Genomic DNA, 20,345 nt, shown 5'->3' on the forward strand with positions numbered 1-20,345 from the left:
CGTTTCAGCCCCGGTTCGACGTCAGTTGCTGGTCGATCAGCCATAGGTGAAACGCGTGGGCCGCCACGAAACCGGCGGACAGCAGCGCTATTACCGGCACCTCCAGCCCTTCCTGCCCCCGCCTGGGCGTCAAGGTTAAGGTAGCGAAGGTAGCTGCCGTCAAGACTGCCAAGGCCAGTGTCGGCGTAATTGCCAGCGCGATTCGGCGCGGAGCGGTCCAGTTCACCGATCCCGACAGCGACCATTGCATGGGAAGCCGGGCCATGTTCGAGAACTTGCGGTTCGCTCGCCGAGACATCAGGAGCAGGATCGCTATTGCGACCGTCGCGATAAGGATCTGGGCCATGTCAGTCGCCTTGCCGAATGGAATCGTCGGACGATACTATCCTGTCAAGCAGGGTGCCATCTATCTTCGGTTGCGCCCATGTTGGCGATCCCCGCGTACGGCACCGGGCGGGGTGGTTGCCCATCCACGCAATTTGCTCGCCTTCGCGCGTCCCAGCCACTAATGACGGCCGGATGCGGTGGCGCGTTGCGTCCGTTCCGCTTTGGTCCCGCTGGAGGTTGCGTTGTTCAAAGGTCTGTCGCCTATCGTCTATAACGGTCGCGAAGTCTGGCCGCTGATCGAGGGGGGCAAGGGCGTTGCCGCGACCAATCACGCATCGGCCGGCGCGTGGGCGGCGGCGGGTGGCATCGGCACCGTGTCCGCGGTCAACGCCGACAGCTATGATGCCGAGGGCAAGATCATCCCGCAGGTGTACAAGGCGCTGACCCGCCGCGAACGCCATGAGGAACTGATCGACTATGCGATCGAGGGCGCGGTGCAGCAGGTGCGGCGCGCATGGGAGATCGCCGGCGGCAACGGCGCGATCAACATCAACGTCCTGTGGGAAATGGGCGGAGCGCAGCGCATCCTGCACGGCGTGCTGGAGCGGACGCGCGGGCTGGTGTCGGGCGTCACCTGCGGCGCGGGGATGCCGTACAAGCTGTCCGAGATCACCGCGTCCTATGGCGTCAGCTATCTGCCGATCGTGTCGTCGGGCCGCGCCTTCCGCGCGCTGTGGAAGCGCGCCTATTCGAAGGCGGCGGAATGGCTGGCGGCGGTGGTGTATGAGGACCCGTGGCTGGCCGGCGGGCATAACGGCCTGTCGAATGCCGAGAATCCGCTGGAGCCGCAGGACCCCTATCCCCGCGTAAAGGAACTGCGCGCGACGATGCGCGAGGGCGGCATTTCCGACGACGTGCCGATCGTGATGGCCGGCGGCGTGTGGTATTTGCGCGACTGGAACGACTGGATCGACAATCCCGAACTGGGCAAGATCGCGTTCCAGTTCGGCACCCGCCCGCTGCTGACGCAGGAAAGCCCGATCCCGCCCGAGTGGAAGGCGAAGCTGATGGAGATCGAGCGGGGCGAGGTGCTGTTGCACCGGTTCAGCCCGACCGGCTTCTATTCGTCGGCGGTCCGCAACCCGTTTCTCCGCAGCCTCGAAGCGCGGTCGGAGCGGCAGATCGCCTTTTCGACGCAGGAGGCAGGCGACCATGTCTTCCAGCTCGACGTCGGGGTGAAGGGCAAGAATTTCTGGGTGACGCAGGGCGATCTGCTCCGCGCGCGCGAATGGTTCGGCCTCGGCTTCACCGATGCGCTCAAGACGCCGGACAACACGCTGGTGTTCGTGACGCCCGAGGAGAAGGGCGTCATCCGCAAGGATCAGGCCGATTGCATGGGCTGTCTGTCGCAGTGCAGCTTTTCGAGCTGGGCCGACAGCGAGACCAACTCGACCGGGCGGCTGGCCGATCCGCGCAGCTTCTGTATCCAGAAGACGTTGCAGGACATCGCGCATGGCGGGCCGACCGACCGGAATTTGATGTTCGCGGGGCACGCTGCCTACAACTTCAAGCGCGATCCCTTCTATTCGAACGGGTTCGTGCCGAACGTGAAGCAGCTGGTCGACCGCATCCTGACCGGGGATTGATGACCGGGCTTTCGGTGGCCCATCGCGATGCGCTGGCGAGGATGGCCGGCGTGTTGCGGGCTGCGACGGAGCCGTGGTGGGTCATCGCCGGGGCGGCGGTCGCATTGCATTCCCGGCGGCCGGTCACGGTGGGCGACATCGATATCCTGATCGGGATCGAGGATGTCGCGCTGATCCGCGAACTGCCCGGCGTCCGGGTCCGCGCACCAGACGATAACGGCCTGTTCCGGTCGCGCTTCTACGCGGCGCTGGAAGCGAATGGCGTCGAGATCGAATGTATGGCGGGCTTCGAACTTCATCGGGCGGGCCGCCGGGAGCAGGTCCGGCCCCGATCGCGAGTCTTTGTCGAAGTGGGCGAAGGGCTGGCGGTACCGGTGCCCGACCGAGCGGACATGGTGGCAATGCTCACGCGGTTCGGGCGGGAAAAAGACATGGCCCGGATCGCGCTGCTGAACGGCTGACCGGAGCGGCGTCGTGCCGCCCCGGTCGATCCGCATCAATCGTCGGCGACGGTGCCGACCACCGCGCCGCCTACGCCACCGACTGCTGCGCCCTTTTCGACATTGCCGCCGGTCGCCGCTGCGATGCCGGCACCGCCCGCCGCGCCGATCGCGCCGCCGCGCAACGTCGAACAGGCGGTGAGCGAGCTGCCGGCGGCGAGGGCGAGGGCAATAGTTACGATCTTTTTCATCGGGTTACTCCTGTTTACGCTACGTCCGGCCAATGATTTTGCGCCGCAGGGGTTCCAAACCCGTCCCATTGCAACACAAAGAAACATTACAGGTGCCATTAACCTGCGGCGCGATAGACTGTGCCGCATGAAGTCCGCGTTGATCGTTCGCCACGTTCCGTATGAAGGCTGTGCCGGGTACCGCGCGCCGGTGGAGGCGGCGGGGTATGCGATCGACCGGATCGACGTGACCGATCCGGCCTTCGCCACCGCCGACCTGACCGCGCCCCACCTGTTGATCGTCATGGGTGGGCCGATGGGCGTCTATGACGTGGCCGAGCATCCATGGATTCCGGGCGAGATCGCCGCGCTGTCGCGGCGGCTGGTGGCGGATCGTCCGACGCTGGGCATCTGCCTCGGCGCGCAGATGATGGCGGCGGCGCTGGGGTCCGACGTGTACAACGGCAGCGGGTGCGAGATCGGTTTCGCGCCGGTCGACCTGACGCCGGACCTGACGAGTCCGCTGCGCCATCTCGCGGGGGTGCCGGTGCTGCACTGGCATGGCGATACGTTCGACCTGCCCGACGGAACCGAGTTGTTGGCGACGACGCCGCGTTATCGGCAGGGGTTCCGGCGGGGACGCAACCTGCTGGCGCTGCAATTCCATGCCGAGATGGGCGAGGATGCGCGGTTTGAGGCGTGGCTCGATTATCTCGATTGCCCGAACCATCGCGGCAGCCTGACCGAGCAATATCGGACGTTGGGTCCGGCGGCGGTGCGGGCGGGGCAGGCGATGATCGGCGAGTGGCTGGCGGGCGTAGAGAGTTAGGTTTTCCGCCAAAGGTCACGAAAGTCACACTTGCGCGGTGTTTGTGTGTTGCATGGCGGCGGTGTCAAAGAGCGGGGGTCTGGCAGGACCGTCAGCGATGTTGGCAGGCATGGGCTTCGTAGGAAAGTATGGAATGGCCCGCTTTGGTGGAAAGCCGACGTCTAAGCCTAAAGGCTTCAAGCGCAATTGGGCCAGTTCGCCGCGATCACACGGTTCACCACGGTCGCAGCCGGCAGCTCCCATTGGTCTGAGTGCTGGTTGAGATGTTTGAGCATCAGCGTGCGACGCTGCCGCATGCCGAGTTCAGGAACTACGCATGAGCGTTCACTCGCCTTGCTTTCCTTCACAAAGGCTGCGTCCATCAACCCCTTGATGAAGCCATCGCACCATGTATCGAAGCCCGGCTCCTTGCAGGCCGCAAGTAGGTCCCGCCCGCTCGTGACGTTGTGAGCAGAAGCCATCAGCAAGAGTCCAGCAATCAGCATCCTGTCCGATCCCCCTGCAACCACCTTACCGTCAATGTGCAGTGTCCGCTATTGGGTCGATTGTGTTGAAAAACTCTCACGGGGCAGATTTTGAGCCTTTACTGCGAAACAATTAGTCAATTGAACGTATGAAAACGTAGCGTAATTGCGAAAGTATGTCGCGCATTGAAATAGGATTGCGCGGCATTGGCGAGGTTCAACCTCTGGCGGAGTTTTTCAACACAATCGGGCGAAAGCGGCCTCTCTACATTCACCCTACCGCAACCCCTCCAGCACCTGATCCGGTGGCCGGTGCCCGTCCGCCCAGACGCGGATATTGGTGATGACCTTTTCGCCCATCGCCACGCGGCCTTCCAGCGTCGCCGAACCCATATGCGGGGTCATTACCACGTTCGGTAGGGCCAGCAGGCGCGGGTCGATCGCCGGTTCGTGCGCCCATACATCCAGCCCGGCACCGGCGAGGCGTCCGCCCTCCAGCGCGTCGATCAGCGCCTCTTCGTCGACGATGCCGCCGCGCGAGGCGTTGATGAGATAGGCGTGGCGGCGCAGGCGGGCGATGCGGCGGCCGTCGAGCAGGTTTTCGCTGTCGGCATTGCGCGGGGTGTGGATCGTCAACAGGTCGATCACGCCCAGCATCTCGTCGAGATCGGCGTGCCAGATCGCGCCCAGTTCGGCCTCGGCCACGTCGGGCAGGCGATGGCGGTTGTGGTAATGGATCGACAGGCCGAAGGCGCGGGCGCGCCGCGCGACGGCCTGTCCGATGCGGCCCATGCCGATGATGCCCAGCGCCTTGCCGCCGATGCGGTGGCCGAGCATCCCGCCGGGGCTCCACCCCTTCCACTCGCCCGACCGGACCAGTTTCTCGCCCTCGGCCAGCCGGCGCGGCACGGCGAGGATCAGCGCCATGACCATGTCGGCGGTATCCTCGGTCAGGACGCCGGGGGTGTTGGTAACGATGATCCGGCGGGCGCGGGCGGCCTTCAGGTCGATATGGTTCACGCCCGCGCCGTAATTGGCGATCAGGCGCAGGCGATCGGGCGCGGCGTCGATCAGCGCAGCGTCGATCACGTCGGTGACGGCGGGGACCAGCACATCGCAATCGGCCATCGCGGCGGCCAGTTCGTCGCGGGTACAGGCGTGGTCGTCGGGGCTGAACACCGTGTCGAACAGCGTCGCCATCCGCCCTTCGGTCGCCGCCGGCAGACGCCGCGTCACCTGGACTCGCGGATGGCGGGGCGGGGGAGCGGAACCGGTCATGGATACCGGATTGGCGACTGGGCGAACCTGCGTCAACGGCTTGCGGGCATGGTGCGGTTGCCGATAGAGGCGAGGTTCGGACAAAAGGGGACGATAACATGCGCTTCGCAAGGCGATCGATCGCGGTCGCGTCGATGCTGGTGGTGCTGGCGACCGGATCGGCGGAGGCGCAGCGCCGCAAGCCGCCTTATTATGCGTCGATCGCGGCGGGCGAGGCGCGGATGCGCAGCGGGCCGGGCAAGAATTACCCGACGCAATGGGTGTATCGCCGGGCCGACCTGCCGATCAAGGTCGTCGACGTCTATCAGGACTGGCGCCGGGTCGAGGACCCCGATGGCACGCGCGGCTGGTTGCAGGTTGGGTTGCTGAGCGACCGCCGCACCGCCTTTGTCGGTCGCGAGGTGATCGAACTGCGTGCATCGCCGCAATCGGGTGCGGCGGTGGTGTGGCGCGCGGCCCCGGGCGTGGTCGGGCGGCTGTCGCGGTGCAACGGCGCGTGGTGCTTCTTCGACGTGCGCGGGCGCGGCGGCTATGTCGAGCAGGCGCGGCTGTGGGGTGTCGATCCGGGCGAGGTGATGTAAGGAAATCCCTCCGTCATTCCCGCGCAGGCGGGAATCCATAAACGCCAATGTTTGGGCAAGAAGCGCGACGTCGGCGTTTATAGGCTCCCGCCTTCGCGGGAGCGACAAATGCGGTGCTGCCCGAAGCCCGCCAACCGCCCGATTCCGCCATTTACCTCTGTCCATAGTCCGGCGATAACCGTTGATACGATCGACGCGGTTGGACCGCAGGACATACGGGGCAATATGGTCAAATGGTTGATGGGTGCGGCGTTGCTGGCAATGGGGCAGGCCGGCATGGCGAGTGAACCTGCGAAGCCGGGCGACCTGACGCTCGAACGGGTCTTTGCCAGTCCCGACCTGAACGGGGCGGCCCCGCAGAATCTGCGCCTGTCGCCGGACGGCAAATATGTGACGCTGCTGCGCAACCGCGCCGATGAGCGTGAGCGGTTCGACCTGTGGGCGATGGACACGACCACCCGCGAATGGCGGATGCTGGTCGATTCGAAGAAGGTCGGCACTGGTGCCGCCCTGTCCGAAGCGGAGAAGATGCAGCGCGAGCGCGACCGCTCGCTGACCGGCAAGCGCGGTATCCTCGCCTATGACTGGGCACCCGATGGCAAGTCGATCCTCGTGCCGCTGGACGGCGACCTGTATCTCGCGTCGATCGACGGCAGCGTCCGCCGCCTGACCAACAGCGAGAGCGGCGAGCTGAACCCGGTGGTCAGCCCCGAGGGGCGCTATGTCAGCTTTGTGCGCGACCAGAATCTGGTGACGCTCGACCTGAAGACGGGCCAGGAGACACCGGTCACGACCGAGGGCAAGGATACCGTCCATTTCGGCGAGGCGGAGTTCGTCGCGCAGGAGGAAATGAACCGCCGCACCGGGTACTGGTGGTCGCCCGACGACCGGCTGGTCGCGGTCGAACGCTTCGACGAGGCACCGGTCGGCATCGTTACCCGCTCCGCGATCGGGGCGGAGGGCACCAGCATCTATCAGCAGCGTTACCCGAAGGCGGGGACGCCCAATGTGCTGGTCGAGCTCTATGTCATGAAGCCGGACGGGTCGGGCAAGGTGAAGGTCGATCTCGGCCCCGATCCCGACATCTATCTGGCGCGAGCCGACTGGACCCCCGATGGCAAGGCGCTGCTGGTCCAGCGGCAGAACCGGACGCAGACGAAGCTCGACATGCTGCGCGTCGATCCGGCAACGGGTGCGGCGACGATCCTGTTCACCGAGGAAACCGGGCCGAAAAGCTGGGTCAACCTGTCCGACGCCTATCATCTGATGAAGGATGGCAGCCTGATCTGGTCGTCGGAACGCGACGGCTATGCGCATTTGTACCGCTGGAAGGGCGGCAAATGGGCGCAGCTGACGAGCGGCAAATGGATGGTGTCCGATCTGGCCGGTGTCGACGAGGCGAAGGGCCGCCTCTATTTCCTTGCTAACAAGGACGACGTGCTCGAACGGCAGTTGTACCGCGTCGACCTGAACAAGCCGGGCGTGGTCACGCGGATGACCGAGCCAGGCTGGTCGTACAGCGCGTCGATGGATGGAAAGGCGTCGCGGCTGATCGTGTCGCGCTCCAACCCCGATCAGCCGTCGCAGACCTATCTGGCCGATACCGCCGCCAAGCGGATCGCGTGGATCAACGAAAATGCGCTGACCGGCGATCACCCCTATGCGCCCTATGTCGCCAGCCATCGTCCGACCGAGTTCGGGACGATCAAGGCCGCCGACGGTTCGACGCTGTACTGGAACATGATCACGCCTAGGCTGGAGCCGGGCAAGCGCTATCCGGTGTTCTTCTCGCATTATGGCGGGCCGGGCAGCCAGGTCGTGCGCCGGGCATGGGGCGGGGCGCTGCGCCAGTATCTGGTCGACCGCGGCTGGATCTGGTTCGAGATCGACAATCGCGGATCGCCCGAACGCGGCAAGGCGTTCGAGGACCAGATCCATCAGGCAATGGGCACGGTCGAGGTCGACGACCAGATCGCCGGTGCCGAGTATCTGAAGACGCTGCCGTTCGTCGCGCCGGACAAGATCGCGACCTATGGCTGGTCCTATGGCGGCTATATGACGCTGAAGATGCTCGAAAAGGCACCGGGCGTATTCGCGGCGGGCGTGTCGGGCGCGCCGGTGTCGCGCTGGGAATTGTACGACACCCATTATACCGAACGCTATATGGGCGATCCGCGTACCGTGCCCGACGCCTATGCGGCATCGGCGACGGTGGGTGATGCGGCGAAAATCCGCGATCCGCTGCTGCTGATCCACGGCATGGCCGACGACAACGTCGTGCTCGAACATTCGACGGCGATGATGGCGGCGATGCAGAAATCGGCGACGCCGTTCGAATTGATGCTGTATCCGGGGCAGACCCACCGCGTCGGCGGACCGGGGATCAGCGAACATCTGTGGAAGACGATCCTCGATTTCCTCGATCGGCAGGTCGTCGGGAAGTAACCTCCAAATGGCGTATTGACGTCCGACTTTCCCCGCGCCTAGCGTTTCGGCGCAGGGGCTTGGGGGAGTCGGGCGATGGGGGAAGTTGCGGGCGGAATCGCACCGGTCACGGGGCGTGCGCGGATCGAGGTGCTGGACGTCCTGCGGGGTCTGGCGATCCTTGCCATCTATTATATGAACGTGACGATGCAGGCGTCGGCGACGACGCTGCTGTTCGCCGACTTCCGCTGGATCGGGTGGACGCCGATCGACCGGGTCGCGTGGGGCTTCGTCACGATCTTCCTCGAAGGGACGCAGCGCGGCGTGCTCGAGCTGCTGTTCGGGGCGGGCTTCATGGTGCTGACCGCGCGGGCGATGCGGCCCGACGGGCCGGTGGCAGTCGCCGACCTGTTCTATCGCCGGACGCTGTGGCTGTTGTTCTTCGGGCTGGTCAACGTGTTCGTCGTGCTGTGGGTCGGCGATATCCTGACCGTCTATGCGATCGCGTCGCTGTTCCTGTTCCCGTTCCGCCTGTTGGGGCCGAAGGCGCTGGTCGCGCTGGGCAGTCTGATGATGGTGGCCAATCTGGCGATGGGCGGCATGGAGTATGTCGACCGGGTCGCCCTCCAGACGAAGGTCGAGCGGGCGCAGGCGGCACGGATCGCGGCCACACCGGTGGCGAAGGACGATGCCAAGGCGCTGGCCGAATGGAACAAGAAGCTGGAGCGTCGCCGGCCGAACGAGAAAATGGCGAAGGATCTGGTCAAGGAGCGCAAGGCGCATGCCGGCGGCTGGCTGCCCTATGCCAGCTATTACTGGGACGGCTGGATGAAGTTCATGATCGGCAAGGGATTGCTGGTGATGGTCGTCATCGAAGCGTTCTGCACGATGCTGATCGGCGTGGCGCTGTGGAAGTGGCGGATCATCCAGGGCGAACGGACGTCGCGCTTCTATCTGGGGCTGATGCTCGCCACCTATGGATTCGGGCTGACGGCACGGGCGATCGGGGTGGTCGAGATGATGCCGCTGCTGCCGACGGCCAAGACGATCTGGTTCACGCAGGAGGCGGCGCGGATCGCGGTCAGCATCGGCCATGTCGCGGCGGTCAACCTTGCGATGAAGACCGTTGGCGGTACGCGGTTGCTCCATCCGTTCCGCGCGGTCGGGCGGATGGCGTTCTCGGTCTATTTCCTCGAACAGATTATCGGGCTGCATATCCTGTTCGCGCCCTATGGCCTGAACCTGTGGGCGAAGTACGGGCATGCCGGGCAGTTCGCGATCGCGACGGGGGTGATCGTGGTGAGTGCGGTCGCCGCCAATCTATGGGCGCGATGGTTCGCGATCGGACCGCTCGAATGGGCATGGCGCAGCCTTGCCTACTGGCAGCGACAGCCGTTCAGGCGTCGTCCCGATCTGGTCCCGGAGGTGCTGCCGGGGCCGACGCTGGTCCCCGCGTGACTTTACAAAAGGTGCAAAACCGGTATGCCGCGCGCAAGATTTGATCGCGGAGAAGTCAAGTGGGTTATCGGGTAGTCGTCGCCGGGGCGACCGGCAATGTCGGTCGCGAAATGCTCAACATCCTGGCGGAGCGCGAATTTCCGATCGACGATCTGGCAGTATTGGCATCGTCGCGCTCGGCCGGCGACATGGCCGATTTCGGTGAGACCGGTAAGCAGTACAAGATCCAGAATATCGAGCATTTCGATCCGGCCGGCTGGGACATGGCGCTGTTCGCGATCGGCAGCGAAGCGACCGCCGTCTATGCGCCGAAGTTCGCCGCCGCCGGCTGCACCGTGATCGACAATTCGTCGCTGTACCGCATGGACCCCGACGTGCCGCTGATCGTGCCCGAAGTGAACCCGGAGGCGATCGACGGCTATCGCGTCAAGAACATCATCGCCAACCCCAATTGCTCGACCGCGCAGATGGTCGTGGCGCTCAAGCCAATCCACGATGCGGCAAAGATCACGCGCGTGGTCGTCGCCACCTATCAATCGGTGTCGGGCGCGGGCAAGGCCGGCATGGACGAGCTGTTCGAACAGAGCCGCAACATCTTCGTCGGCGACAGCGCCGAGCCCAAGAAGTTCACCAAGCAGATCGCGTTCAACGTGATCCCGCACATCGACAGCTTCCTCGACGACGGTTCGACCAAGGAAGAGTGGAAGATGGTGGTCGAGACCAAGAAGATCCTCGATCCCAAGATCAAGGTCGTCGCGACCTGTGTCCGCGTGCCGGTGTTCGTCGGTCACTCCGAAGCCATCAACATCGAGATGGAAAACGAGTTGTCGGCCGAAGATGCGCAGAAGATCCTGCGCGAGGCACCGGGCGTCATGCTGGTCGACAAGCGCGAGGACGGCGGATACGTCACGCCGATCGAATGCGTCGGCGAATTCGCGACCTATGTCAGCCGCGTACGCGAGGATTCGACCGTCGAGAACGGTCTGGCGCTGTGGTGTGTCTCGGACAATCTGCGCAAGGGTGCGGCGCTGAACGCGGTGCAGATCGCCGAACTGCTGGGACGTCGCCACTTGCGAAAGGACTGACCGTCCGCGCGCGGACACAGTTCGTTACGAAGTACGTGCATATCCTAAAGGGTCGTTAACCGATCGGCGTTAGGATTGCGCATGGATATGGGAAGCGTCCGCGACGATGCCGTGCACCGGGGTGCATGGGAAGCGATCTGCCGGTCGCAGGCGGTGATCGAGTTCGCGCTCGACGGCACGGTATTGTGGGCCAATGACGCGTTCCTCGGCATCATGGGCTATGCCCTGGCCGAGGTTCGCGGACGGCATCACCGCATCTTCTGTCCGTCGGCCGACGCCATATCTCCGGCCTATACCGCATTCTGGCGCAAGCTGTCCGGGGGGGCGTTCGAGGGCGGACTATACCGCCGGGTCGATCGACAGGGTCGGGATGTGTGGCTGCAGGCGACCTATAATCCGGTGCTCGACCGGCAGGGGCGCCCGTCGAAGATCGTCAAGATCGGCACCGACGTGACCCGGCAGATCATATTGGAGCGCGAAGTGCAGGCACGGCTGGACGAGGGCAATCGCTTCCGCACGGCACTGGAGAAACAGACGAACGCGTTGCAGTCAGCGATGACGCAATTGGCGGGGATCGTCGCATCGATCGGCGATATCACTGCCCAGACCCGGCTTGTCGCGCTGAATGCCGCGATCGAGGCGGCGCGGGCGGGCGAGGCCGGCTCCGGTTTCGCGGTCGTGGCGCGCGAGGTGAGATCGCTGGCCGACGACATTCGCGCCGCGACCGAACGCGCGGCAACGATGCTGCGCGACCATGACGGGGCCGTATTGGCGGCTTGAGCGTAAACGCCATGGCATCAGGCGTTAATAGCCCGTGTAGCGTCCGGGCCGGTGCCATGCGATCAGGATGCCGCTGATCGCCGCTGCGCTGAGCGCCGACCATGCGACCTGCACCGGCGCCACCACCGCGAACGACGTCGCGAGAATGCCGAGATCGATCGCGATCTGCGTCCGTCCCGCATTCCAGCCGCGCGTGCGTTGCAGCCACAGCGTCACGACGCCCGTTCCCCCGACCCCGGCATCGTGCCGGGCAAGCGCAAGGATGCCCATGCCGATGACGGTACCGCCGGCGATCGCGGCAAAGGCGGGATGTACCTCGACGATCCGGAACCCATAGCGCGCCATCGTGGAGAACAGCGCGATGCCGGCATTGACCGCGATCGTGCGCACCATGAACCGCGTTCCCATCGCCCGTTTGGCGAACAGAAAGAACGGGATGTTGATGAGCGTGAACAGCACGCCGGTCGGCAGCGGCACCAGATAGGATACGAGCAACGCGATGCCGGCAATGCCGCCCGTGACCAGTCCCGCGGCACGCAGCAATGCCAGCCCGAGCGCGATCATCACGCATCCGACGACGATGGCATAGACGTCTTCGGACCGGCTGTGCGGTACCGCTTCATGGCGCAGGGCAGGGGCGATGGCATCGATCTCCGGTCAGGCCGGCATCCTCCCCCTGTTGTTCTTTTATTGCGCCGACACCTATCGCGGATCGGGCAGCAGGTGAAGCGGCTAATTCGGACCGGGGCGATGATCGGAACCCGCGCAGGGTCCTTGCGGTTGTGGGATCGCAACGAAAGGATATCGCATGGCCGAGATCATGTCGGGTGGATGCCAGTGCGGCCGGATCCGCTATACGGTGACGATCCGCGACGATGACGCCTATCTCTGCCATTGTCGCATGTGCCAGCGCGCGACCGGCGGCGTATCGATCGCGTTCAAGAATGTGGCCAGGCACGACGTGGCGTGGGATCGACGGCCCGATCTGTACGCGTCGTCGCCGATCGCCAAGCGCGGTTTCTGTCGCGACTGCGGGACGCCGATCAGCTTCGAATTTCCCGATGGCGACAACATCGATTTGACGATCGGCAGCTTCGACGAACCGGCACGGTTCCGACCGCACCATCATTTCGGGGTCGAAAGCTGGCATCCGCAATGGCTCGACACACGCGGCCTGCCCGAATATCGCGCGGACGAACATGGCCCTACCGTCGAACGCTGGAAGAACGCACTTGGCTCATCCTGAACCCACAACGCATCGCTTCGCCAGCTTCGACGGGGTCGAGATCGCATGGAGCGAACTGGGCGAGGGGCGGCCGGTGGTGCTGATCCACGGCTATTTCAGCGACGCGCAGACCAACTGGATCAAATACGGCCATGCCGCGAAGGTCGCGGCGCTCGGCCGCCAGGTCATCATGCCCGACCTGCGGGCGCACGGACTGAGTGCGCGGCCGCATGACGCCGCCGCCTATCCACCCGATGCGCTGGCCCGCGACGGCATAGCGCTGATCGAGCATCTCGGGCTGACCGACTATGATCTGGGTGGCTATTCGCTCGGTGCGCGGACAGCGGTGCGGATGGTGACGATGGGGGCGAGCCCAAGCAAACTGGTGCTCAGCGGCATGGGGCTGGAGGGGTTGCTCGATACCGGGCGGCGCGCGGCGCATTTCCGGCGCATCCTGACCAACCTCGGCAGTTTCGAGCGCGGGTCGAATGAATGGATGGCGGAGGCGTTCCTGAAGACCACCGGCGGCGATCCGGTGGCGCTGCTCGGCATCCTCGACACCTTCGTCGATACCTCACGTGAGCAACTGGCGGCGATCGGTCAGCCGGTGCTGGTGCTGGCCGGCGAAGACGATGACGACAATGGCAGCCACCGGGCGCTGGCCGACGTGCTGCCCGATGCGCGGCTGGTCGAGACGCCCGGGAATCACATGAGCGCGGTGGTGAAGCGCGAACTGGGCGACGCGATCGCGGCGTTTCTCGCGTAAGTCCTCCCCGGCACGGGGAGGAGTTTTACTTCACCGCTTGCTCATATTGCTCGAGCACCCATTCCTCTTCCTGCGCACTGGCGATCCAGTCCTGCATCCACGGATGGTTGATGAGGGTGATGATGTACCCCATCGCAAAGCGCGGGCAGGGCAGCGAATAGGTGACGATCCGCGTCGCGACCGGTGCGAACATGATGTCGGCCGCGCCGAATTCACCGAACAGGAAGTCGCCGCCATGTCCGAACCGCGCGCGGGCCTGCGCCCATAGTTCGTAGATGCGCGACAGGTCGGCGGCGACATCGTTGTCGGGCTGGGTCGGGTCATAGACCTGGCGGACGTTCATGCTGTGCTTGCGACGCAGCGGCGCGAAGCCCGAATGCATTTCCGCTGCCATCGACCGCGCCATCGCGCGTGCGGCGGGATCGACCGGCCAGAATTTGTCGCCGCCCGATTTCTCGTTCAGATATTCGACGATCGCCAGACTGTCCCACACGACGATCTCGTCACCGTCCCACAGGATCGGGACCTTGCCCGACGACGGCGCGAATTCGTCGCCTTCGCGACGTTTGTCCCAGTCGGCGTCGTACAGTGGCACGACGACCTCCTCGAACGGCAGGCCCGACAGCTTGGCCGCCAGCCAGCCGCGCAGCGACCAGGAGGAATAGGCCTTGTTCCCGATGATGAGCTTCAGCATGGAGCCGCTCGTGCCACGTCGCCCGGAGCGTGTCGAGCCATCGGAACCGCGCCCGAAACGATCCGTTGCCGATCGCATGGCGGATAACGACAAAAGCGGGGACCCGCACAGTGTCGGCGATGTGCTCGACCGGTTGCAGGATCTCGGCGAGCAGGCCGGCGGGGAACGGGTTCGGCTGGGCGATATGCTCGAAGCGATGGGCCACCGTGCCTATGGACCGTTCCTGATCGTGTTGCCGATGATCGAGATTTCGCCGGTGGGAGGCATTCCGGGGCTGCCGACTGCGCTGGCGGCGGTGCTGGCGCTGCTCGCGGTCCAGCTGGTGCTCGGTCGCGAGCATTTGTGGCTGCCCGGTTTCCTCGCCAATCGCGGGATGACGGCTGGGAAGCTGTTGACGGTCGTCGACAAGGGGCGACCGATCGCCAAACGCCTCGACCAATGGTTTCATAACCGGCTGCCGGCGCTGACCAAGGGGCCGATGGTGAAGGTTGCCGGGATCGCGGTGATCCTGTTATGCCTGACCGTGCCGCCGCTGGAATTGCTGCCCTTTGCCAGCACGGCGCCGATGGCGGCGATCATGGCGTTCGGTATCGCGCTGCTGGTGCGCGACGGGGTGCTGATGATGGTGGCCTGTGCGTTGTCGGTCGGCGCAGTGGGGCTGGGGGCGGGGTTGTTCGCTTCGAAGCAGGGGTAGCTGACCCGTCATCCCGGCACGGGCCGGAATGACGGGAGGGTCAGCCGATCGACTCGATCACCGCCGCGCGCAGTTCGGCGATGCCCATGCCCTTTTCGCTCGACGTCGAGATGACGTCGGGATGCGCGGCGGGGCGCTTGCGGACTTCGTCGCCGACCGCTTCGTACACTGCTTCCAGTTCGGTCGCCTTGATCTTGTCGGTCTTGGTCAAGACGATGCGATAGCTGGTCGCTGCCTTGTCGAGCATTTCGAACACGTCGCGGTCGACGTCCTTGATGCCGTGGCGCGAGTCGATCAGCACCAGCGTCCGCTTCAACACCTGCCGCCCGCGCAGATAGTCGTTCACCAGATAGCGCCACTTGCGGACCATGTCCTTGGGCGCCTTGGCAAACCCATAGCCCGGCATGTCGACCAGCCGCAGTTTCAGCGGCGTGCCGATGTCGAAGAAGTTCAGCTCCTGCGTCCGTCCCGGCGTGACCGAGGTCCGCGCCAGCGAGGTGCGGCCGGTCAGTGCGTTGAGCAGCGACGATTTGCCGACGTTCGACCGGCCGGCAAAGGCGATTTCGGGCACGTCGGGGCTGGGCAGATGCTCCAGCGCCGGCGCGGACTTCAGGAACTGGATCGGTCCGGCAAAGATCTTGCGCGCCGCTTCGATCTGGTCGGGATCGAAGCGGTCGGCGCCCGGCGGCGGGGGTGGCAGGTCGTTCACTTCGCAGCCGCCTGCTTGAGCGCCGGATGCCGGGCATAGAGCAGTTGCTGCTGCGCGATGGTCAGCAGGTTCGACGTGATCCAGTAGACCTGCAACCCGACCGCGAACGGGGCCATGATGAACATCAACACCCATGGCATCAGGCCGAAGACCTGCTTCTGCATGTCGTCCATCGGGGCGGGGTTCAGCTTGAACTGGAAGTACATCGAGATGCCGAGCAGCACCGGTACGACGCCGATCGCGAGGAAGTGCGGCAGGGTGAAGTCGAGATAGCCGAACAGGTTCAGGATCGTCGCCGGATCGGGCGCCGACAGATCCTTGATCCAGCCGACGAACGGTTGATGCCGCATCTCGATGGTCAGCAACAGCACCTTGTACAGCGCGTAGAAGATCGGAATCTGGATCAGCGTCGGCAGACAGCCGGCGACCGGATTGACCTTTTCCTCCTTGTACAGCTGCATCATCTTTTGCTGCAACTGCGGCTTGTCGTCCTTGTACCGCTCCTGCAACGCCTTCAGCTTCGGCTGGATGGCGCGCATTGCCGCCATCGAGGCGAACTGGCGCTGGGCGATCGGGAACATCAGGCCACGGATCGTGACCGTCAGCAGGATGATCGCGACGCCGAAATTGCCGACCAGACGGAACAGCCAGTCGAGATAGACGAAGATCGGCTCCTCGACGATGCGGAACCAGCCCCAGTCGATCGAGCGCGAGAAATAGGGCACACCCTGCGCTTCATAGGCGTTGAGCAGCTTGTTCTCCTTGGCACCCGCAAAGAAGCGGACGCTCTGTGTCAGCGCCTGCCCCGGCGCGAGCGTCGCCAGCGTCGGCGAACGATAGTCGGCCTGATGCCGCTGGTCGCCGCCCTTGAGCGTCAGCGTGTGCTGTACGCCCTGATCGGGGATCAGCGCGGTCATCCAGTAATGGTCGGTAAAGCCGATCCAGCCGCCCTTGGTAGCGAATGTTTCGGGCTTTTCGTCGATGTCCTTGTAGTTGACGTCGAACTTCACGCCGTTGCCGGCTTCGTAGACCGGGCCGACCTGGATCGTCATCGTATCCTTGTCGACCGGCGCGCCGCGGCGGCTGAGCAGGCCGTAGGTCGCGACCTGGATCGGCTGCGGTCCGGCGTTGGCGACGCTCTGGCGGACAGTGAACATATAGCCGTCATCGACCGAGATTTGCATCTGGTACCGCTGCGTGCCGACCGTCGTCGACAGCGTGACCGGCGTCTGCGGGGTCAGCCTGGTGCCGCTGGCGGTCCACAGCGCGTCGGCGGGCGGTGCCGACACGCCGGTGCCGCTCCAGCCGAACTGCGCGAAATAGGCATCGACTGTGCCCGACGGCGACAGCAGCCGGACCGGCGGCGAGTTCGCCTCGATTGTTTCCTTGTGCTTCACCAGCACCAGATCGTCGATCCGCCCGCCGCGCAGGTTGATCGATCCGCGCACGGCGGGCGTTTCGATCGGAATGCGCGGGGTTTCGCGCAGCACGAGCGCCCGGTCGCGAATCGCGTTCGCAGTGTCGGCGGCCGGATCGGTCGCCGGATTGGCGACGGGCTTGCTCTTCCCGTCCTCCAGCTTCGTTACCGGCGGATTGGCAGCCGGAAAGAAGTGGTTGGCGATATACGGCCAGCCGAACAGCACCAGCGCAGCCAGTACCGCGAACAGCAGGAAATTCTTCTGGTCGTTCTTCACGCGAAATCCTCAGGCTCTAAGGCACCGGGTCGTGGCCGTGCCCGCCCCAGGGATGGCAGCGCGCGATACGTTTCACGGCCAGCCAGCCCCCCTTTGCCGCGCCATAGCGGGCAATGGCGGTGATTGCATAGGCCGAACAGGAAGGTTGATAGCGGCAGGAGGGCGGCAGGATCAGCGACGGCCCCAATTGCCACGCGCGCGCGACCAGCATCAGCAGGCGCGCGGCGATGCCCGGCCGGGGCGATTCGCCGTCGCCGGTCACCGCCGTACCTTGCGCAACGCCTTGGTCAGATCGGCCTTCAGATCGTCGAAGGGGCGTTCGATGCCGCTTGCCCGCCCGATCAGCACGTGATCGGCACCGGCGACGCCCATGTCGGGCAGCATTTCGGCGGCAAGCGCGCGAAAACGCCGTTTCATCCGGTTGCGGACGACGGCGTTTCCGACCTTCTTCGATACGGTGATGCCGATTCGCATCGCATTGGGCGATTCGGCCAGTTCGTCCGCGCGGCGCTGTCGCACCAACAGGACGAAGCCGGGCATGGGTGCCCGGCGTCCGCCATTCGCCGCCAGATAATCCCGGCGGCGAAGCATCTTGGTTAGGCCGACAGCTTCTTCCGACCGCGCGAGCGGCGGGCGCGGATCACGTTGCGGCCGCCCGGCGTCGCCATGCGCGAGCGGAAGCCGTGACGACGGGCCCGTACCAGGTTGCTCGGCTGAAAAGTCCGCTTCATCACTCATTCCCCGGGTATTCAAACTGCTAGAACGTAAAAAGCCGCCAGTGACGGCGGCCGCGTGACGAGCCCCTTAGCGATGCACCGCCTCCAAGTCAACGGAGGACAGGACAGTCTCCGCGCGCAGCCGCCGCCGTTTGGCACTGGGACGGCGCAGCGCCCGGTCCGACATCGCGCGCAGTCGCGGAAAGCGGCGCATGGTCCGCGCGAAGCGGCGGCGCGCCCGGCGGGAGTTGCGCAGGATCAGCGCCAGCCCGGCGGCGAAGGTGAAGATCCCGACCGGTCCCGGCAGCACCGCGACGACCGGCGTCGCGAGGATCAGCAAGGCACCGAGCGCCAGGAGGAGGATCTGCATGATAGGTTGCCATGCCACCCGTGTGTTGCCGGTTCAAGACGCCTGCGATGTCCTGTCGCTTGACCGGGCCGACCTGATGCGGGACACGCCGTGCAAGGGGAACAGGGGCATTCATGGTCGCGATCGTATCGACGGCGGCGTATCTTGGGCTGGAGGCGCGGCGGGTGGAGGTGCAGGTGCAATTGGCACCGGGCGTCCCCGCATTCGTCGTGGTCGGGCTGGCCGACAAGGCGGTGGGCGAAAGCCGCGAACGGGTGCGTGCCGCGATCGCCGCGATCGGGCTGGCGCTGCCGCCCAAACGCATCACCGTCAATCTGTCGCCGGCGGACCTGCCCAAGGAAGGATCGCATTACGACCTGCCGATCGCGCTCGGCCTGTTGGCGGCGATGGGCGTGGTCGATGCCGAGGGGCTGGCCGATCATGTCGTTGTCGGCGAACTGAGCCTTGACGGGCGGATCGCGGGATCGCCCGGCGTGCTGCTGGCGGCGATGCTGGCGAGTGGGGAGGGGCGCTCGCTGATTTGCCCGGCCGAACAGGGGGCGGAGGCGGCATGGGCCGGTACGCCGGTGATCGCGGCACCCGATCTGCTGTCGCTGCTGAACCATCTGAAGGGCGAACAACTGCTCGGCAATCCGCAGCCCGGCGGCGCGGAGGACGGATGGAGCGGCAACGACCTGCGCCAGGTCAAGGGGCAGGAGACGGCCAAGCGGGCGTTGGAGATCGCGGCGGCGGGCGGTCACAACCTGTTGATGGTAGGACCGCCGGGCGCAGGCAAATCGCTGCTGGCGTCGTGCCTGCCGGGCATCCTCCCGCCGCTCGATGCCGCCGAGGCGCTGGAAGTGTCGATGGTCGCGTCGGTCGCGGGATCGCTGACCGGCGGGCGGATGACGCGGGTGCGGCCGTTCCGAACGCCGCACCACTCGGCGTCGATGGCGGCGCTGACCGGGGGCGGTGTGAAGGGTGAGCGTTTAATTGCATCGGGGATCGTTGCATTGCACCGGCGGTGAGGGCTGCGCGATGAGCCAGTCTGTCGATCACCACCGTTGCGACAAGGTGCGTCATTCTTCCTCTGGAGCAATCCGATCCCTGGGGGCTCTACCCAAGCGGTGGTCCATTATGACGCGATAGATCGTTGGTTGGCTAGTTCCAAACCGCTGACTGATCTCGGCCACTGGGGTACCATTTTCCAGATATAGCTCTGCGGCTTCCTGCGCTTGTTGAACAGTTAAAGCCCGTTTGCGACCTTTCCGAAATGCGCGAAAGTCTTGCTTACGTCGACGACTCTCGATCAGCAGATCCTCCTCTTCACCAGACTCTTTTTCAAGGTCGGTTTCCAAGTTATCGTATATAGTAGAAGCTATCCTTAGTAGAGATAGATTATGACCGTTTGACAATAAAATATCTTCTTTTAAAAACTCTAAGTGTATATCACGAGAAAGGCATCTTTCAAAAAGATCTGATAAATCATTTGCTGAGTAAGCGAGCGTAGAAAGATCGTAAAATACAAAAGTTGTTCCAGGTTCTGCACGAAATATCTCAGCTCGAGCTAGTTCGCGCTGAATGTTATTGTATTTTCTTGGCTTGGGCGGACGCAGGATTACGCGCTCGCATTCATCTAGGTTGATCGATTCTAGCATCAAAGATATTTTGCGATGAGAAGTCCCCCATACGTACCCCACCCGTACTCTCTTGGGTCCGCCTACAGCATTTGATTGATCAGATCGCTGCGAGTCGCCGAGCTGTTCGAGTGCTTGCATTGAAAGACCGGTCAGAGTTGAAAGACGCCGAAGTAAATCCGGGGGGCATGAGAAATCTAGTATCAAAGAGCTTACGGGCGTAAGGCCGAATGCACGTAGCAATGATTGCGCGCTAGGTAGCCCGAACTCAAATGCGATCTGGCGAAGCCAGCCGGAAAGCTTTTCATCAGGCCGGGGC

24 protein-coding genes and 1 pseudogene are annotated in these 20,345 nt (G+C 64.5%); 12 read left to right on the forward strand and 13 right to left on the reverse strand.

Annotated features, from left to right (window positions below):
• Positions 1-4: 4 nt before the first annotated feature.
• Positions 5-346, reverse strand: a complete 342-nt coding sequence (locus tag ASE91_RS12335) for a hypothetical protein (RefSeq protein ID WP_056626612.1) — start codon at positions 344-346, stop codon at positions 5-7.
• Positions 347-569: 223 nt separating this feature from the next.
• On the opposite strand from ASE91_RS12335, the gene ASE91_RS12340 reads away from it, so the two are divergent.
• Positions 570-1,973, forward strand: coding sequence for an NAD(P)H-dependent flavin oxidoreductase (locus tag ASE91_RS12340; protein ID WP_056627176.1), 1,404 nt, complete (start codon positions 570-572; stop codon positions 1,971-1,973).
• The gene (locus tag ASE91_RS12345) at positions 1,973-2,434 is read left to right on the forward strand and encodes a hypothetical protein (protein WP_056626614.1); all 462 of its coding nucleotides are present in this window, start codon (positions 1,973-1,975) and stop codon (positions 2,432-2,434) included. Before ASE91_RS12340 ends, ASE91_RS12345 begins: the two co-directional genes overlap by 1 nt.
• A 35-nt stretch (positions 2,435-2,469) precedes the next feature.
• On the opposite strand, the gene ASE91_RS12350 is transcribed toward ASE91_RS12345, so the two are convergent.
• Positions 2,470-2,664: a hypothetical protein gene (locus ASE91_RS12350; protein WP_055995422.1), complete on the reverse strand. Its 195-nt coding sequence runs from the start codon at positions 2,662-2,664 to the stop codon at positions 2,470-2,472.
• Positions 2,665-2,791: 127 nt separating this feature from the next.
• Between ASE91_RS12350 and ASE91_RS12355 the strand changes: the two genes are divergently transcribed.
• Entirely contained in the window at positions 2,792-3,472 is a 681-nt protein-coding gene (locus tag ASE91_RS12355) for a glutamine amidotransferase-related protein (RefSeq protein WP_056626616.1), read from the forward strand.
• A 176-nt stretch (positions 3,473-3,648) separates the two neighbouring features.
• On the opposite strand, the gene ASE91_RS12360 is transcribed toward ASE91_RS12355, so the two are convergent.
• Positions 3,649-3,957 (reverse strand): Rap1a/Tai family immunity protein, encoded by a 309-nt coding sequence (locus ASE91_RS12360; RefSeq protein ID WP_056626618.1) that lies wholly within the window; start codon positions 3,955-3,957, stop codon positions 3,649-3,651.
• Between the two features lie 255 nt (positions 3,958-4,212).
• Positions 4,213-5,214 carry a 2-hydroxyacid dehydrogenase gene (locus ASE91_RS12365; protein WP_056626621.1) on the reverse strand — a complete coding sequence of 334 codons (1,002 nt, stop codon included), beginning with the start codon at positions 5,212-5,214 and terminating at the stop codon, positions 4,213-4,215.
• 98 nt (positions 5,215-5,312) lie between these two features.
• On the opposite strand from ASE91_RS12365, the gene ASE91_RS12370 reads away from it, so the two are divergent.
• From ASE91_RS12370 to ASE91_RS20970, 5 genes are all read left to right on the forward strand, one after another.
• Positions 5,313-5,795, forward strand: a complete 483-nt coding sequence (locus tag ASE91_RS12370; RefSeq protein WP_056626623.1) for an SH3 domain-containing protein — start codon at positions 5,313-5,315, stop codon at positions 5,793-5,795.
• 225 nt (positions 5,796-6,020) lie between these two features.
• Positions 6,021-8,240: a S9 family peptidase gene (locus ASE91_RS12375; protein WP_056626625.1), complete on the forward strand. Its 2,220-nt coding sequence runs from the start codon at positions 6,021-6,023 to the stop codon at positions 8,238-8,240.
• A gap of 75 nt (positions 8,241-8,315) precedes the next feature.
• Positions 8,316-9,677: a DUF418 domain-containing protein gene (locus tag ASE91_RS12380; protein ID WP_056626627.1), complete on the forward strand. Its 1,362-nt coding sequence runs from the start codon at positions 8,316-8,318 to the stop codon at positions 9,675-9,677.
• Positions 9,678-9,736: 59 nt separating this feature from the next.
• Positions 9,737-10,762, forward strand: coding sequence for an aspartate-semialdehyde dehydrogenase (locus ASE91_RS12385; protein WP_055995401.1), 1,026 nt, complete (start codon positions 9,737-9,739; stop codon positions 10,760-10,762).
• Between the two features lie 81 nt (positions 10,763-10,843).
• Positions 10,844-11,542, forward strand: a complete 699-nt coding sequence (locus ASE91_RS20970; protein ID WP_055995398.1) for a methyl-accepting chemotaxis protein — start codon at positions 10,844-10,846, stop codon at positions 11,540-11,542.
• Positions 11,543-11,566: 24 nt separating this feature from the next.
• Here ASE91_RS20970 and ASE91_RS12395 read toward each other — a convergent pair whose 3' ends face one another.
• Positions 11,567-12,193, reverse strand: coding sequence for a YitT family protein (locus tag ASE91_RS12395; protein WP_268795966.1), 627 nt, complete (start codon positions 12,191-12,193; stop codon positions 11,567-11,569).
• A gap of 157 nt (positions 12,194-12,350) precedes the next feature.
• Here ASE91_RS12395 and ASE91_RS12400 point away from each other — a divergent pair, with 157 nt between their 5' ends.
• Positions 12,351-12,788, forward strand: a complete 438-nt coding sequence (locus ASE91_RS12400) for a GFA family protein (RefSeq protein ID WP_056626631.1) — start codon at positions 12,351-12,353, stop codon at positions 12,786-12,788.
• Complete coding sequence (locus ASE91_RS12405) at positions 12,775-13,533, forward strand: alpha/beta fold hydrolase (protein WP_235530466.1); 759 nt, start codon at positions 12,775-12,777, stop codon at positions 13,531-13,533. Before ASE91_RS12400 ends, ASE91_RS12405 begins: the two co-directional genes overlap by 14 nt.
• A 25-nt stretch (positions 13,534-13,558) precedes the next feature.
• Here the strand turns inward: ASE91_RS12405 and ASE91_RS12410 are convergent, their stop codons facing one another.
• On the reverse strand, positions 13,559-14,227 hold the full coding sequence (locus tag ASE91_RS12410) for a glutathione S-transferase family protein (protein ID WP_056626635.1): 669 nt from the start codon (positions 14,225-14,227) through the stop codon (positions 13,559-13,561).
• Between the two features lie 76 nt (positions 14,228-14,303).
• Between ASE91_RS12410 and ASE91_RS12415 the strand changes: the two genes are divergently transcribed.
• The gene (locus ASE91_RS12415; RefSeq protein ID WP_056626637.1) at positions 14,304-14,921 is read left to right on the forward strand and encodes an exopolysaccharide biosynthesis protein; all 618 of its coding nucleotides are present in this window, start codon (positions 14,304-14,306) and stop codon (positions 14,919-14,921) included.
• Between the two features lie 40 nt (positions 14,922-14,961).
• Here the strand turns inward: ASE91_RS12415 and yihA are convergent, their stop codons facing one another.
• The 6 genes from yihA to ASE91_RS12445 form a co-directional block, all read right to left on the reverse strand.
• The gene (yihA, locus tag ASE91_RS12420; protein ID WP_056626638.1) at positions 14,962-15,630 is read right to left on the reverse strand and encodes a ribosome biogenesis GTP-binding protein YihA/YsxC; all 669 of its coding nucleotides are present in this window, start codon (positions 15,628-15,630) and stop codon (positions 14,962-14,964) included.
• Positions 15,627-17,324, reverse strand: coding sequence for a membrane protein insertase YidC (gene yidC / locus ASE91_RS12425; protein WP_056626640.1), 1,698 nt, complete (start codon positions 17,322-17,324; stop codon positions 15,627-15,629). Before yidC ends, yihA begins: the two co-directional genes overlap by 4 nt.
• A 16-nt stretch (positions 17,325-17,340) precedes the next feature.
• Positions 17,341-17,553 (reverse strand): membrane protein insertion efficiency factor YidD, encoded by a 213-nt coding sequence (gene yidD, locus ASE91_RS12430; protein WP_056627178.1) that lies wholly within the window; start codon positions 17,551-17,553, stop codon positions 17,341-17,343.
• A gap of 29 nt (positions 17,554-17,582) precedes the next feature.
• Complete coding sequence (gene rnpA, locus ASE91_RS12435; protein ID WP_056626642.1) at positions 17,583-17,915, reverse strand: ribonuclease P protein component; 333 nt, start codon at positions 17,913-17,915, stop codon at positions 17,583-17,585.
• 5 nt (positions 17,916-17,920) lie between these two features.
• On the reverse strand, positions 17,921-18,055 hold the full coding sequence (gene rpmH, locus ASE91_RS12440) for a 50S ribosomal protein L34 (RefSeq protein WP_055760361.1): 135 nt from the start codon (positions 18,053-18,055) through the stop codon (positions 17,921-17,923).
• 73 nt (positions 18,056-18,128) lie between these two features.
• Entirely contained in the window at positions 18,129-18,410 is a 282-nt protein-coding gene (locus ASE91_RS12445) for a hypothetical protein (protein ID WP_055995376.1), read from the reverse strand.
• Positions 18,411-18,523: 113 nt separating this feature from the next.
• Between ASE91_RS12445 and ASE91_RS12450 the strand changes: the two are divergent.
• A pseudogene (locus ASE91_RS12450) lies at positions 18,524-19,369 on the forward strand (YifB family Mg chelatase-like AAA ATPase); the annotation flags it as partial.
• 99 nt (positions 19,370-19,468) lie between these two features.
• On the opposite strand, the gene ASE91_RS19665 reads toward ASE91_RS12450, so the two are convergent.
• Complete coding sequence (locus ASE91_RS19665) at positions 19,469-20,167, reverse strand: helix-turn-helix domain-containing protein (RefSeq protein ID WP_235530467.1); 699 nt, start codon at positions 20,165-20,167, stop codon at positions 19,469-19,471.
• Positions 20,168-20,345 lie beyond the last annotated feature (178 nt).

The sequence above is a fragment of the Sphingomonas sp. Leaf62 genome (assembly GCF_001421915.1).
Classification (GTDB): Bacteria; Pseudomonadota; Alphaproteobacteria; order Sphingomonadales; family Sphingomonadaceae; genus Sphingomonas.